The following is a 15,494-nucleotide window of genomic DNA, read 5'->3' as shown; positions in this document are numbered from 1 at the left end:
GAAGCCTTGAGTCATAAAAAAACCCACACCGAGGTGTGGGTTTTCCATCCGTTAGGATGTTACTACCTCTTGTATTTCAGGAATTAGAATTCCTGAGATACGCGCAGGTAGTAGGAGCGACCGAAGAGGCGGTAAGTCGACGGATCGGTGCTTGCATTGAAGCCGAAGTCGATGTACGGAGGCTCTTCGTTGGTCAGGTTGGTTACACCCAGGGAGACCCGAGTCTGGGTCGGGAAGGTGTAAGCAGCGGCCAGGTCGTGGTAGAGCTGGGCGTCAACCTTCTGAGTGTAATCGATGAAGCTGGCCGGAGCCTCGATTTCACCAATGTATTCACCCAGATAGGAAACGCTCAGGTCGTTCCAGTACCAGTTTACGGAGTAGTTCAGCTTGTCCTGAGCGTAGGTGTTGCCGTTGCCGGACATGGTGCCAACCTGGTCTTCAGCTTCAGCGCCTTCGAAGGCGGTGCGGCTGTTTTCCAGCTGGTGTACCCACAGAACGGAGGTTTCGAAGCGGCCAAAGTCACTGTCGAAGCCGTAACGTACTTCTGTATCTACACCTTCAGCAGTCAGGGAAGCAACGTTGAGGCCACCGTCCAGTACCTGGGCGACACTGTAGTCCGCACGACGGGTTACCAGGGCACAGGCAGCAGAGTTGCCGCTCTGGTAACAGTCGTCGAGGATGTACTGAGCTCCAAGTGAGGAGATCAGGTTGTCCATCTCGGTCTTCCAGTAGTCCAAGGTAACGGACAGGTCGCCCACAGGCAGTTCTGGGGTGATCACGAAGCCAGCAGTGAGAGTGTCACCGGTTTCAGCTTCCAGGTTCGGGTTACCGCCAACCTTTGCCAGTACCTGAGTATCGAGCTGCGGAGCAGTACGATCACAGAACGGGGAGTTTGCGACGTTGTTAGCGGCACAGGGGTCGCTGTACTGCGGGAAGGAGTCAACCTGGCCAGCGTACAGTTCGCCGATGCTCGGAGCACGGAACACTTCACCCTGAGTAGCGCGGAACCTCACGCCATCAACGATTTGTGCTTCCAGGCCCAGCTGGTAGACGGTGTCATCACCAAAGGTGCTGTAGTCGTCCCAGCGCAGGCCCAGAGACATATCAACGCTCTGAGTGCCATTGTCGAAAGCCGGTACCAGGAATTCCGCGAAAACGGAGTTGCTGGTGTAGCCACCCTCGGTGCCAGCGCCGGTGTTACCAGTGATTTCACCAGCAACTTTGGCGGAATCCGGAGCGTATACCAGGTGCTCGCGACGGTACTCGTAGCCAAATGCAGCACTCAGCGGGCCTGCAGGCAGCTGGACGATGTCGCCAGTGATGGAGGAGTTGAACTGATCCTGCTCGATGGTGATGGTGTCTACCGCAGTAGTACCAACGTAGGCGAGCATTTCATCAGTGATACCACCGGCGCCGCTGAACAGGTCGATGGGCACACAGCCAGAGATGAGGGTGCTCGGATCGTTGATGTCGGTGTAACACTCAGGGGTGCCATCACCGTCCAGGTCCGCAGACGGGCCCATGGCGTTACGCAGGTTCGGGCCGTAGAACTGGCCGAAGTCCTGGTCGCTGCGCTGACGGTAGCCCTTGTTGTAGGACATATCCCAGTCCCAATCCTCGATGCTGCCAGTCAGACCGGCGATCGCCTGGAACTGAGAGACTTCCTGCTCAAAGCGGCGAGTGCTCTCAACGATACGACGACGGGCATCCAGTACCGGGAAGCCGAGGCTGTTGTAGAAGTTGTCCTGGGAGATGCCGCTGAAGAAGATCGGATCAACTACCTGGCCGAGGCCCTGATCGGCAGTGTAAACCCAATCCGGCTCATCAGCGGTGCCGACATTCACTTCACGCAGCGGCTCGCCAGTCAGCGGGTCAGTCGGGATATAAGAACCGTTGTAGCCCGGATCAGTCGGAGAGTTGTAGGGCTGCGGAGCCAGTTCCTGAGCAGAAGTACGCAGGTTGGCGCGGAACTCAGAGTAGAACTGGGTGTTCTCGGTGATGTCGAAGTTGGCTTCGGAGAACAGGTTCACCCGCTCGTAAGGAGTCTGGATGTAGTTAACCGGAGCATAGTTGTAGGTACGACCATCGTAGGCAGTCAGGCCGTCGCCCGGGTTCATGAAGACCGGGTTACGGAATGCAGGAGTGCCAGTGTTGGTGGTTACCAGGTCACCGTCGGCGTCGATGAACAGCGGGGCGCCGTCACTGTTAGTACGCTGCACCAGTTCACCAGAGGTCAGGCGACCCTCCGGAATACGGGAGGAGCCAACCGGAAAACCAGCAGTAGGACCGCCCTGTTCGAAGGTCTGGCCATCCGGGTAGATGTAGTAAGAGTTCTGGAAGAAGTCCCAGGGAGTATCGGACTGGTAGATTTCTTCCTGCTGAACGTACTCAGCACCGAAGGTGACATTGCCACCGTCGAAGGACTTGCCAGCAATAAAGCTGATGCTGTCCTGGGCACCGGCGTCAGACTCGAAGGAGTCAGAGTTCTGGACTTCCAGCTTGACGCCTTCGAAGTTTTTCTTGGTGATGATGTTTACAACACCAGCGACGGCGTCGGCGCCGTATGCGGCAGAAGCACCGTCTTTCAGGATTTCAACACGGTCGATCATCACTGCCGGGATGGTCTGGTAGTCGCCACCGTCAACGGTGCGCTTGCCATTAACCAGGGTCAGGGTACGGATCGGGCCCAGGCCGCGCAGGTCAACCTGAACGGAGCCGTTACCACCATTATTGGTGGTGGTGCCGATCGGGGAGCCAGACATGGCAGGCAGGCGCTGCAGCAGGTCACCAACATCGGTGATACCGGTGGCCTGCATCTCTTCTGAGGTCAGAACGGTAACCGGGCTGGAGCTTTCGAGGTCGGCACGCTTAATGCGAGAACCGGTAACGATAACCTCTTCCACCATTTCCGCATCTTCTTGGGCAAAAGCCGGCATTGCGGGAACCATGATTGCAGCGGCGGTCAGGCCCAGGGCCCCTTTTACTGCTGCAGACAGGAGGTTCTTTTTCATTGTAAATCCTCTCTTGATCGTTGGATTTATAGTGTGTTGCCCTTGTGGGCGATGATTGGAAGCGGCTACCCCCAAGCGGCCACTTCCCTCCCAACAAAGGTATAACGAGCGTCGGAAAGGTCGCCTCAAAACAAAAATCAAGTAAATTTCCACAAAAGTCTGGGTGGGTCGCTAATGCAGTATTGACAGTTTGCACTGTTTTGACGCTACCTAATGCTTAGGTCGAAAGAGGAGCGGGAGGTTGGTTTGGGGCGGTGGGAGGCTTTGAATATAAAGCTAGGGTGTTTTCTTTAGGGTCCTTCCTCTAAAAACTTGAAAAAGACTCCCCCCCTAGCGATCTCACCTGCTGCAGCGCCATTGGATAAGCTTCTACGGCGTCCCAGAGGCTGCCATCCACCGATCCTACGCAGCTGCAACAAGTATTTGAGGGAGATCAGGCAAGCCCTCGCTGTGATGTTTGACCAGAGAGTCTTGTGGCGGGGCATCAGATTGCGGTGGGCACTGCCCTCCGCCTTGCAAAGCTCCGCTGTGGCGAAGTGATTTTGTCCCCTACTTAGTCATGTGAATATGCGCGCCAATCAGCTCCCCTTGCTGATACAGGTCTCGGCTGCTCACATCTTTGAAGCCGATACGCTTGGCGAGATCAATGATGCTCTGTAAATCAGAGTCCGATAGCGCTGCGGAGAGCATATCCTCGAGTCTGGCTTGGGCCGCTGAATACTCTGCCTCGCGCTCTATCAGTATCCCTGCCACTTGGTCAGCCTCCTTCGTTCGCAACTTCTTTAGCTGGCTTGCGATATCTGCAACCAGCATGTTGGCCAATTCCCGGCCTTGAAATTCACTCCTGAAGTCATTGATTGTTTTGTTAAGTGCAAGAGAGTCAGTTCGGCTGGCTTGACCATGCTCCACGAATGTCTTGGTAAAAATCGCCGCGGCATTGAAAATCTTATAATTTTCTAATGCTGATTTGTAAATTTTAATTTCTGACTCTGATTGTTGGTAAGTCTTTGCCTGTTCCCGGTGGCAGAAAAAATCAGCGGATCCGGAGCTCTTGAGGGTTCTTAATACCTCAAGGAGTGATTGGCTCCAGTCGCTATATTCGATGCCGAACTGTGATGTGATGAGATCAAAGTGATTCCCTGGGAAGTCCAGTTTTTCACATGGCATATTGCTGAAGAAATTGATCTTTTTTCTGAGCCTGCTGATTTCTTCCGGTGCATTGATCTCCTCGGGGATCTTGGCAAAGTCAGCTGCGAGAATATCCAGGTCGAGGCCACTTCGGTCGGAGATTTCAGCGGCAATGCACGCCAGGGCGCCGCTACCGGTGGCAATATCCAGAACTCTTCCACCATTGCTGACGCGGGAAAATATCGTTTCCCAGAGCTCCCTCAATGGGCCCTGGTAATTATTGGGCATCGTATTACCAAAGGTGGTGATGAAGCCCTGTTTCCAAAATGTGTCCCAATAATCTTGAGCCATGTCAAATCCTCTCGGAAATAAAAAAGGGCCAACAAAGTTGGCCCTTTCCTTCTTAAGAGACTTAAGAATAAAGTCGCTTCCTTAGAAGCTCATGGTGTACTCGGCGTAAACCATGCGACCGGTGGGATCGTACAGGTCGTAGTGACCACGCGCGAATTTACCATCTTTGTCCAGAACCGGTGCTTCGTTGGTCAGGTTACGAGCACCTACCTTGAGAGAACCGAAGGAGTCGGTGCTCAGGCGGTAAGCCAGGTTCAAGGTGGTCCAGGAGTCCAGGTCCTCGCCGCTCTTCTCCAGCGTGCCGGAATCGGTCACGTTGGTGAACTCATCGTGCGGACCAACGTAGTCCACAGTCAGGTCAACTCCGTGCATGCCCATGCTCCAGCCGAAGACGGCCTGGGCGCGCATGTTGGGAGTCAGGTTGAAGGTGGAGGTGTCCTGTACCGGACCCTGGTAGTAAGCGTCTGACTCGTAGGCCAGCTGGTGGCTCACCAGGCCGCCCACGGAGAACAGACCGAATGCAGTCTCGAAGCTGCCGTCGAGCTTCACGTCCACACCGCTCACATCCAGCAGGCCGGCGTTGGTGCTCTGGGAGAAGAACTCGGTCTGGGCACCGGAGCCGGTAGTGTAGACACCGGTAGACGGATCCAGGGTTACACCGGAGGCCAGGGCGTAGAAGATGCTCTGAGCGCTAGGCTGCAGGATCACGTCTTCCACTTCCACATTCCAGTAGCCGACGTCCAGGTTCCAGCCGTCTACGAACTCCCAGTTACCGCCGATGGACAGGGAGGTGGAGGTTTCCGCATCCAGGTCTTCGTTGGTGGAGTAGTAGGTGTCCCACTGACGAGACAGGCCGGTGCGCGGGTCAGTCGCATCTTCAGCAGAGAAGGCGGACGGGCCGTACAGCTCGCTCAGAGCCGGCGCGCGGAAGCCCTTACCGGCGCGGGCACGCAGGCTCAGGGTGTCGGTTACGTTGTAGGTGGCGGACAGAGTCGGCGCCACATTGTTACCGAAGTCGCTGTAGTTGTCGTAACGAACGGCAGCGTTCATCTCGATCTGGTCAGTGACCGGAACTACGGCTTCAGCGAATACCGCAGCGACGTCGCGATCGCCAGAGGAGGAGTTACCGGAGCTACCGCCCACCAGGCCGGCTTCAGAAGCGGCGTCATACTGGTTAGCGTACTCGATGGAGTAAGCCTCGGCACCAGTCAGGACGATGGTTTCACCTGCGCCGAAGAAGTCGCCGGCGTTGAACTGCAGGTGGCCATAGACTTTGGACATGGCGGTGAAGTTGTCTTGGGAAGTAGTGGCACGCATGGCGGCTGCACCTTCCGCGGAGAACGGATCGATACCACTTTCCAGTACCAGGTCCAGACCCGGGTAGGACAGGTAGTACTTACCAAATTCCTTGGACTCGTAGCGACCTTTCTGGGCGTAGGTCTCATAGCTGACGCCATTAGCCAGGTCGCCGCGGAAGCCTACTGTCAGGTCGTACTGAGTGTCGCTTACGTAGTTGTTACGCGGGCCGATATTGGTCCAGCGGTAGTAACCGTTAACTTCTACGTCTTCGGTTACGGTGCCGTCAGCGATCAGTCCGTCGACGTCAAAAGGCACGTCGGCGTAATCACGCGGCATGTCGCTCCAGGGAGCAGCCGGCGGCGCGTAACGACCGAAGGAGTCTACCTTGGAGAACAGCGCGTTAGCGAAGAACTCGACTTCGTCGGTGATGTCGTAGTTGGCCGTCAGGAAAGTGTTGGCACGCTTCAGCTCGGCCTTGTTGGCGGAGATGTTGGCGTACGGGAAGGTACACAGGGTGCCATCGGCCAGGCCAAAGGCAGCAGCGCCGGTTTCCATGAACGGACCTTCGCTGCCACAGCCGTTGGCGGCTTGAATGTCGTAGTACCCGGTGTTCGGATCGTAGATTTCAATGGTCTTGCCGTAGTAGGACCAGCCATCGGTATCCAGGTAGGCGTCCAGACGGCCGTCACCATTGTCGCGGATCCAGGCAGCGGTGTATTCGCGATCGGCATCGAATACCGGGTCGCGACGGTTGTACTCGGCGGAGAAGGTGATGTTGCCGCGCTCACCGGTGATGCCGGTGACGAAGCCGAAAGATTCTTCGATGCCGTCGTCTTCAGAGCGGTCACCACGACGGGCGGTGAACTCCAGGCCCTCGAAGTTTTCGCGCATCATGATGTTCACAACGCCGGCAACGGCGTCGGAACCGTATACCGCGGAGGCGCCGTCAGCCAGGATGTCGATGCGCTCAACGGCGGTCATCGGGATCATGTTCAGGTTGACGGAAGCCGCGCCCAGGTTCGGGGAACCCGGCAGGCGACGGCCATTGATCATGACCAGGCTGCGGGAGGAGCCCAGGCCGCGCAGGTTAACGGTGGCGTTGGACTGGGCGGAGCTGCCGGAGCGCTCGTTGAAGGAGCCGAGGCTGTTCAACGGAGTGGAGCGCAGGGTGTCAGAGATCATCAGGTTGCCCAGGGCTTCGATGTCCTGACGGTCCATGCTCACTACCTGAGCAGCTTCGTCGAAGTTAGTGCGTTTGATACGAGAACCCGTAACGACTACTTCTTCTACCAGCTGGGCATCTTCTTGTGCGAAGGCCGGCATGGCGGGAACCATTACTGCGGCTGCGGTCAGGCTGATGGCGCCCTTAACAGCTACGGACAGGAGGTTCTTTTTCATTGTAAATCCTCTCTAAATCGTTGGATTTATAGTGTGTTGCCCCTTCGGGCAGTGATTGGAAGTGGCTACCCCCAAGCGGCCACTTCCCTCCCAACAAGACAAGAGACGGACGAAAGTCAGGAACCCTCAAAAGAATCTCAGATTTTTCTTAAAATTTGTTTTGGCAGGTTAGGCAGGCATCAAAATGGCTAAAAATTAACCAGTTTTGCGCCCGGTTGGGTGTTTCAGGTGTGAAAATTGATAAGGACAGGGGAAAAGCCGCTCCCCGGGCGGGGAGCGGCGAAGTGGTTAAAATTTGAACTGCACGCGGCCGTAATAGTAGCGACCGGTGGTGTCGTAGTTCAGCGGCAGGGTGTTCATGTCATCGTAGTTGGTGACATACGGCGGCTGCTGATTGAACACATTGCGGATACCACCTGAGATAGTGATGTCATCCCAGCGGAAGTAGCGGAAGTTGAAGTCTGTGTACCACTTGTTGTCGACAAAGGTAGAGAGGTCGGGATCGCGGGGAGCAATGTCATCCACGTCACCCTCCATCCGCACGACAACGGTGGTGGCCCAGCAGTCGTACTCGTAGTCGAAGCTGGTGTAGAGCTTCCACTCCGGGAAGGCTGCGATGCGGGTGGTGACCGGGTCCACGCCGTAGAAACCGGCCAGATCCACCTCCGGCTCGAACTCACTGGCCTGGAAGTTCCACTCATTCAGGTAGGTAGCGGTACCGCTGAAGGTGAAGATGCCGGTGCCGAGATCCATGCTGTAGTCAGCGCCCAGGTCTACACCATTGGTCTCAAAGGTGGAGATGTTCTGGCCATTCAACAGCTGACCGGCAATGGTGCCGCTCTGGTCCCGCCGTGGACTGGTGGGCAGCGGAGTCAGGCCGACAGCATCCGCACCAGTGATCAGGTCACAGGAGGGTGAGCTGAAGCCTTCACTGGTATAACAGTTGCTGACGATGGTGTTGGTATTGAAAGTACCGATGGCATCATCGACAGTGATATCGAAGTAGTCGATGGTAAAGCTCAGGTCCTCGACAAAGAACGGCGTCCAGACGATGCCCAGGGTCCAGCTTTCAGAGGTCTCATTTTTCAGTTCCTCGTTACCGCCGAACAGGCCAGTGGCCTGGGAGTTACCCAGTTCAAAGTCCGGGGCCAGGCCATCCGCGGCACAGTTGGCTCGCAGGACCGGGTTGCTGCTGCTACCCCAGTTCACACAGGGGTCGGTGTAGGTCTCTGCAGACTGGGTTGGTGGCAGGAACAGGTCATCCAGGCCCGGTGCGCGGAAGCCCTCGGAATAGGTGGCGCGGAAGCGCAGCTGTTCGATGGGCGCATAGTCGATGACACCCGCCCAGGTGGTGTCGCTGCCCGTCCGGTCATAGTCGGAGTAGCGGAATGAGACCTCCGCAGCGAGTATGTCAGCCCAGTCGCGGCCATCGATGAATGGCATGCGGACCTCGCCGTAGAACTCGTCCACATCGTAAGAGCCGCCCCAGTTTACGCCACTGACGAAATAGATCTGGCCCAGGAGTGCGGCTCCATCTACCACCGTGGAGGTGCGCTCGCGGCGCTTTTCATAGCCTGCGGCCCAGGCGAAAGGCTCGCTGGCAGTGGACATGGTGAAATCACCAAAGTCGCCCACGACGTTTGCCTGAATGCTGGTGAGCGTAGATTTCTCTACCGGAGAGTTGGGTACCAACGCATAATCCTGCCAGGGCTGGGTGAAAGTACCCGGTGCAAAGGCATTCCAGGCGGTTGTGCCGTCCTCAAGAGCTGCTGCCGCACAGGCGGGGTCAGCGGCACAGAGGTCCGGATCCAACATCGTCGTGAAACGGCTCGGGTTGGAGCGGCCAAAGTCGATCTGGGAGTCTACCCAGCGCGCATAGTTGTAGGAAATGTCCCAGGTCCACTCGTTACACCATTCGCCATCGATGCCAACAACGGCACGCCAGGTGTTGAGGTCCTGATTGAACGAGCGTCCGCCGGTCTCTACGAGGCGCCGGAGAATGATTGCATCTTCTCCAGTGGGGTTACCGGGGTTGGTTGCTGGAGCGGTTGGCTGGAAAAAGGTGCCTTCCGGGGCCAGCAGCTGGTCGGACTGCCGGTTGGCAAACAGGATCTCACCAAATGCACCGAACGTCGTGAGGTTCTCCCAGTCCCAGAGATCCTTCTCCCCGAAACCATAGAAAGTCACGACTTCCTGTGGCGTTACGAGGTAGCTGACTTCCGCGTAGTTGAAGGCGTCACCTGCGGGATTGAATGCCCGGATCTCACCGGTGTTCGGATCGAGGATAGGTCCGTCCGTGAAGGTATCGGTAAAGAACCGCGGCGGCACTGTGTAGCTACTGCCACCACAGAAAACGGCGCCACCGGTTTCAAACAAGGGGCAGTCGGACCACTTGCGGTCGCCCTGGAAGATGTCCTCGCGCTTGGTGTACTGCACGTTGAACATGACATGGCCGTCGTCATCGTCGGTGACGGCGCCGAAGGTCCACGCGGCTAGATATTCCTGGCCGTCATTCTCCTGTGAGGTGCCTGCGTCGAGGAAGACCTCGGCGCCCTCAAAATTCTTTTTGGTGATGATATTCACCACACCGGCGATGGCATCAGAGCCGTAAATGGTGGATGCACCGTCGCGGAGGATTTCCACTCGTTCGATGGCGGTCGTAGGGATAGTGTTCAGGTCGACCACGCCCGTGCTTGGTCCCGATGAACTGAGCCGGCGCCCATTCAGCAGAACCAGCGTTCGGGAAGAGCCAAGACCACGAAGCGACACGGTCGCAAGGCCCGGGTTACCGTTGTTCACGGTGGAGCCGAGCTGGCCACCCGTCATGGATGGTATTTCCTGCAGGAAGTCTTCCAGTGTGGTTTGACCCGAGGCTTCCAGTGCGGCGGCGTCAAATACGCTGATCGGGGTTGCACTATTGGCGTCCGTGACTCGCTGGATACGTGAACCAGTGACGACGACTTCTTCCACCTGCTGAGCAAAGGACGGTGAAGTGGCAATGCTTGTGGAAACGGCTGCGGCTGCAATAGCGCCCTTAATTGCCCGGGCTAGACGGGATCTGTCCATGGTATACCTCTCCTGATACCGGTTCTAAACGCCGAATACGGCAGTGCCCTCCTTGACAACTGCAAACTACTATCAACAGAGGCTTGCTAAAACACTAGAACATTTTTTGTTCAGGCAAGGAAATCGTCGAACATTGGCGCGCCGTTGGCGGAGAACTTCGAATCTTTTTATGTCAGGAGGGGAACCGGGCGAACAGCGGGAGGTTGCCGCTAGAGGTTGTAGGCGAAAGTCGTGTACCAGTAACGGCCGCTGAGTTCATAGGTGCGGCCGTCGTAATTGTCATTGAACGCAGTGGCTGCGAAAGGCGGTTCCTGGTCCATCAGGTTGTCGACGCCCACGGCCAGTCGTATTCCCAGTGGAGAGCGATAGGCCAACTGCATGTCGTGGCTGAACCAGCTGTCAATCTCCCTCTCTACCAGCGTGGCATTGCGGGTAAACGTTTCGCTGAGTGGTCCGACGTAATGGATAGTGTAGGCGCCTTCCCATTGGCCTTTGTCCCAATAGACGCCGGTATTGGCTTTCCACTTGGGGAGAGAGCCGGCCCCACCACTGGCCGGGTCAATAAAAATCCCTGCGAGGTCTTCAAAGGGGGATCCCGGTGCGGCCTGGTTGAGATAGCGATCCATATGGCTGGCATTAAATGCCCAGCGGAAGCGGCCGCGTTCTTCCGAATCGCGCTCGTATCTCAGTGAGAGGTCAAGCCCCCGTACTTCCCTGGCACCGATGTTGAGTCGGGTCGCAAGAATCCGGGTAATGTCACCCCGCTCATCCCTCAGCACGCGCTCGGTATAAAGGCCCTCGAATGCATTCCTGTTGATCAGGTACTGGGGGCTCGTATCGATGACATCGTTCTGGCGGATATCGTAAATATCCAGGGTGGTACTGAAGCCTTTGGCGAACGTTGGCGTCCACACGGCACCCAGCGATCGGTTGTCCGAGGTTTCGGGTTCGAGCTCCGGGTTACCACCAAACTCGGTGAGGTACTGGAAGCGCGCGGGGTCAGATTGACCGAGGCAGCCCGGCAGGGCGGCCGCGTCGCTTCGTGAGCAGGGATCGAACAGGAACTCCTGGCTCTGGTATCCGCTCTGGTTCATGTCGACCAGGGTTGGGGCCTTGAAGCCGGTGGCATAGCTGGCACGCAGCATCAGGGACGGGGTGGGGCGCCAGCGCAGCGCTAACTTCGGGTTCGCTGTGGTACCGAAGTCGCTGTAGTCTGAGTAGCGCACGGCGCCATCGAGCCAGACCGCGTCCTCGGCGAGCGGCACGGAGATTTCTGCAAAGGCCTCGCCAATCATGCGTCTGCCTTCGGCGGAGCCGGAGGCGCTACCTCCGATGAATGAGAGGCCCTGCGCATCGTTGGACGTGAAATTGATGCGTTCGCGCCTGAACTCCACGCCGGCAGCGGCGAGGATATCCCCCTCGCTATAGCTTCCGAGAATCCCGTCGGCCACATAGGTCAGCGAGGCCATGCGGGTGCTGCCTTTGACCCGGCTTTCACCGCGAATGAAATCGAGTTGCGGGGCATCGATGCTGCCGGACGGACCCAGAAGATCGACCGCGACGCAGCCAGACTCGGCGATACACACGTCTGGCCCTTTCAATCCAATGGCCAGGCGGTTGGGATCAATGAGGTTGGCGAGTTTCTCGTCGGCGCGGGTGTGGTGGAGGCCGACAGTGAGTGCCCACTGCCAGTCGTCCCAGCGTCCCTTCAATCCGGAATTAAAACGCCAGGTCTCTGTTTCATTGAACTGGCGGCGCGGTGCCAGCTCCAAAACGCGCTTGCGCACGTCTTCGACCGGGGCGCCGAAGGGGTTGTAAATATTGTCCGCCGAGACCGTCAGATCGCCATTGTCGAAGCGGGTAAAAACGGGTGTTGGCGCCAGCTGGGTCTTGGCGGTTGTACGAACGCCCATGGCTTCCAGGAAGCCGGTGGACGCATCGCCGAAATCATAATTGCCGGACAAGTAGATTGAGTCCCGCGAGGAGGGCACGACAGCGGTGGTGAATTCGCTGTAGTCGTACCGGTCTTCCGACGTCCAGTTGCGGTAGCCGCCACCATCAGCATTGGTGACCACGGTCCCATCACCCAGCCCTATGTAGCCGGCGGGAATCGCCGAGGAGCGCAGGTCGGTGCCGCCGCGTGCCCGGTTGTCGGCTGTTGCGGAGAGTTCCCGGTCGCGGCTCATCAGTGCGCCCTGGCTGTAGTGGGCAAGGCTGACCATGATGTGGCCGCGATCTCCACCGCGGCCCCAGGTGAGGTTGTGAGATTCGGTTTCCTGATCCCCCTGCTCGGCCCGGCCGGCATAGCTATTCAGGGACAACCCCTCAAAGTCCTGGCGCAGGATGATATTGACCACGCCAGCGATGGCATCGGACCCGTAAACAGCAGAGGCGCCGTCTTTGAGGATCTCGATCCGGTCCACCGAGGAGAGGGGGATGGTGTTGAGATCCGCAGCCTCACCGCCAAAGCCGTTGTTAACGATGCGGCGGCCATTGATCAGCACCAGGGTGTTACTCGCGGGGAGCCCCCGCAGGGTGACGGTAGCGGTCCCGTCACCGCCATTACTGACGGCCGTGCTGGTGGAGTTGCCTGAAACCGCAGGCAGAAACTTCAATAGCTGCGCGACGGTCTGGGCGCCGGTGATCTCGAGTTCCGGCTGCGCAAGGACATCGATGGGGGCGTAGCTGTCCAGCTGGAGGTGGCGCAGGTGACTACCCGTCAGGCTGCGCCCGGTGACCGTGACTTCTTCAGGGCGCCCCGCGGGCCGGGATACTTCTCCGGTTTGCCGGGCTTCTTGCGGCCGCTTGACGACTGCCACCGCGGCGGGGCCGATCCGCTCGAAGGTAAAGGGCGAGTTCTCCAGTAGCTGGGTCAGAAGCGGTTCGAATTTACCATCCTGCGGAGACAGGGTTTGACCGGAAATCAGGTAGCTGTCGGCAGCGGGGGCGTGGACCAGCACCGATATCTTGCACTGGCGACCTACGGCAATCAGGGCCCGGGACAGGCTGCTCGCCGGCAGGCTGATGCCTTCTTCCGGGCAGGAGGCATTCGCTCCGGAGGAGAATGCCATCAGAATCGCCAGGGAAAGTGAGGCCCGAGAGTTCAAAGATCCGCCCGCTTCGCGTTGCTCCGGCGGTGCCGGATGGGCGCCGTCGGAGGAGTCGTTTTCGTTTTATACGGGCGTAATCAGCTTGTGGCTGATTAATAAACGATCGCCCCAGCGGGTTTATATCTTAGTTGCGGTCGGGAGACAAGAGAGTCAGGTTAGGGTCGCTGTGGTCAGCAATGAGATTGAGGGCAGTAGTGATCGCTTTGAGGGTGTTGTCGGGGTCGGAGATTTCAAAGGTGCCCGATAGCCGGCGCTCAGCTACAGAGGGGGCGGCTTCTGCGGGCACGGACAGGTAGCGGTTCAGCTCCTCGAGGGCCTCAGATAGCGGGGTGTCTTCAAAGACCAGCACACCGCGGGTCCAGTCCAGGGCCTCGTCGGCAGAAGTCGAGGCGACATCGCCCAGACCGCTGCCAGAGACACTGACTTTCTGGTTCTTCACCAGCTTGACGCTCTCGGGGCGCAGGCCCGGTGCAGTGGATGCCTCGCTCACTGCCACGGTTCCGCCGGTGACAGAGACCCGGGTGTTGTCCTTGTTGCGCTCTACGTTGAACTCGGTACCCAGAACGCGAATCTTGGCCTTACCGGCGGCAACGGTGAATGGTCGCGAGGTCTGCCGTGTGACGTCGAAGAAGGCCTCGCCCCGCAGCAGCTCGGTGTGGCGCTCTTCACGGCTGTACGTGACCTGAAGCTCGGAGTTGGTGTTCAGTTGAACGCGGGACCCATCCGCAAGGGTCACGATGCGGGTCTCGCCCACAGCCGTGGCATAGAGCTGCTCCTCTGCGCCCTTTCCGCTCAGCCACTGATTGCCGATCCACACTGTCACCACCAGGCAGGCAGCCACAACACCGCTGCCCATCAGCCAGCGGCTGAGATCCCAGCGAGGGGACTCGGTCTGGGCGCTTGCGGATGTTTTCCGGCGGTTGACTGCGGCCGGGCTTGGCCGGCTCTCCGGGAACAGGGTGTCGATTGGCATATGCCGTAACGCACCCAGGTCGCCCCACAATTCCGCCATGGCATCGAAGGCCTCGCGGTTCCGGTCTGAGGCCTGCATCCACTGGGCAAAATCCCGGCGATCTGCAGCGGTGACGCTGTCTGAGCGCAGGCGCGCGATCCAGGCGCAGGCCTGGTCCATTCGCTCCTCACTTTGTACTTCTTGTACGCTCGCTGTGTTCACCGCTGATAATCCTGTTCTAAATCTCTTTGGTACCTGGCAGGTACCGGTTCACGGGGACGAAGTAGGGTGTCCTTGCGTGACCCGAAATGGTGCATTTTACTAAACTGGTGCTCTTTGGCGCGTTTTTTCGCGCTTTTGGTGCTTCTAGCGCAATTTTTCTCATAGCGCGGAGCAAAGTTTAGCTTTTAATTTTTAGTTTGCCTCGGTTTTTGCCTTCAAGTGACCGGGCTTTGAGATGAGACGACTGAGAATCGCCGTCCCTCAAGTGTTTTTGTGAATATTTCGGCACTGGTGTGCACAACGCCTGTGCGCTGCTGCGCAAAGTGGCGTTTTAGGGTGCTCGCGGGTGAGAATCCTGTGCTTCGACCTATCACTATGGGAGCCCGGTATTACCAAAAACGCCTAGTTATTGCCGGCGCGCCGACGGCAGACCTTCAGGGCCTGGAGAATGTACTTCTCCACGCTGCTGACGGATGTATTCATTTCCGTGGCGATCTCCGTGTAGGAGAGACCTCGTGTCCGGTGCAGGAGAAAGGCCTGGCGGCACTTCAGGGGCAGGCTGTCCATGGCTTCGTAGATGGACTGCAGCTGCTGGCGAGCTGCCAGCACGCGTTCGGGCGACTGGTGGTCCGCGTGGTCGTCGCCGACGGTTTCACCCTCTGCGGGCATCTGCTGGCTCACGTACTCGGTGTGGAGCTTGCCCCGGCGCAGCTGGTCGACGGCGAGGTTGTTGGCGATCTGATAGAGGTAGGCCCGGGGGTTGTCGAGCTCTTTCTCGTCGCTCAGCTTCTGTAGGCGCAGGTAGGCGTGCTGGGCAATGTCCTCAGCGTCTTCGGTGTTGCGGACGATGCGCGCAACAAACCGCACCAGCGCCTGCCCGTGTTCGGCAAACAGCTTTTCCAGAAGCGTTTTCCGAGCTCTATTCATCAGTCAGTGGGATTCCTTGTACTGCGTCAC

Annotated in this window: 7 protein-coding genes; all 7 read right to left on the bottom strand. The window is 58.1% G+C overall.

Translation table 11 applies throughout. The annotated features are described in order from the left end of the window. Positions 1–83: 83 nt before the first annotated feature. The 7 genes from AWR36_RS05735 to AWR36_RS05705 all read right to left on the bottom strand — a co-directional run bounded on the left by AWR36_RS05735 (position 84) and on the right by AWR36_RS05705 (position 15,464). A complete protein-coding gene (locus tag AWR36_RS05735; RefSeq protein ID WP_067082388.1) occupies positions 84–3,011 on the bottom strand; it encodes a TonB-dependent receptor domain-containing protein in 2,928 nt (975 codons plus the stop codon). A 549-nt stretch (positions 3,012–3,560) separates the two neighbouring features. Next, positions 3,561–4,490 carry a class I SAM-dependent methyltransferase gene (locus AWR36_RS05730; protein ID WP_067082385.1) on the bottom strand — a complete coding sequence of 310 codons (930 nt, stop codon included), beginning with the start codon at positions 4,488–4,490 and terminating at the stop codon, positions 3,561–3,563. 81 nt (positions 4,491–4,571) lie between these two features. Next, positions 4,572–7,187: a TonB-dependent receptor domain-containing protein gene (locus AWR36_RS05725; RefSeq protein WP_067082382.1), complete on the bottom strand. Its 2,616-nt coding sequence runs from the start codon at positions 7,185–7,187 to the stop codon at positions 4,572–4,574. 288 nt (positions 7,188–7,475) lie between these two features. Next, on the bottom strand, positions 7,476–10,253 hold the full coding sequence (locus AWR36_RS05720; RefSeq protein WP_067104534.1) for a TonB-dependent receptor plug domain-containing protein: 2,778 nt from the start codon (positions 10,251–10,253) through the stop codon (positions 7,476–7,478). A gap of 209 nt (positions 10,254–10,462) precedes the next feature. After that, on the bottom strand, positions 10,463–13,324 hold the full coding sequence (locus tag AWR36_RS05715) for a TonB-dependent receptor (protein ID WP_082679428.1): 2,862 nt from the start codon (positions 13,322–13,324) through the stop codon (positions 10,463–10,465). 163 nt (positions 13,325–13,487) lie between these two features. Then, the gene (locus AWR36_RS05710; RefSeq protein WP_231745265.1) at positions 13,488–14,495 is read right to left on the bottom strand and encodes a FecR family protein; all 1,008 of its coding nucleotides are present in this window, start codon (positions 14,493–14,495) and stop codon (positions 13,488–13,490) included. A gap of 444 nt (positions 14,496–14,939) precedes the next feature. Continuing rightward, the gene (locus tag AWR36_RS05705) at positions 14,940–15,464 is read right to left on the bottom strand and encodes an RNA polymerase sigma factor (protein ID WP_067082372.1); all 525 of its coding nucleotides are present in this window, start codon (positions 15,462–15,464) and stop codon (positions 14,940–14,942) included. Positions 15,465–15,494: the final 30 nt, after the last annotated feature.

This window comes from Microbulbifer flavimaris (genome assembly GCF_001641755.2).
Lineage (GTDB): Bacteria > Pseudomonadota > Gammaproteobacteria > Pseudomonadales > Cellvibrionaceae > Microbulbifer > Microbulbifer flavimaris.
Note: the sequence above shows the minus strand (reverse complement) of the source record. Positions and strands in the feature narration are given on the sequence as shown.